This is a genomic window from Pantoea sp. SIMBA_079 (assembly GCF_046940275.1).
GTDB classification, from domain to species: domain Bacteria; phylum Pseudomonadota; class Gammaproteobacteria; order Enterobacterales; family Enterobacteriaceae; genus Pantoea; species Pantoea borealis.
In genome coordinates, this window is the sequence record NZ_JAWRYR010000691.1 from 1 (window position 1) to 249 (window position 249).

At 77.9% G+C, this 249-nt stretch carries 1 pseudogene; it reads right to left on the reverse strand.

The annotated features are described in order from the left end of the window. Positions 1–249 (reverse strand): annotated as a pseudogene (fliI, locus tag SB719_RS21730) (flagellum-specific ATP synthase FliI); the annotation flags it as partial.

The window sequence follows — 249 nt, forward strand, 5'->3', positions numbered from 1 at the left end:
GGGCATCAGCGAGGTGCGCTCGCCGGCGAAGCCGACGACCTCGGCCTCGACCCAGCCGTCGGCGACTTCGACCCGGCAGGTCGCGCCCATCGGCGCTTCGCAGCCGACCGCTTCGAGGGTCAGGCCGATCGCGCGGCGCAGGATGCCCTCGCGGATCAGCCCGCGCCCGGCGGCGGGATCCGGGCCGGTCGCGTCGAGCCGCGCCGCCAGCCGCAGGTTGCGGGCCGCCAGCCAGTCGGCGGGATCGGC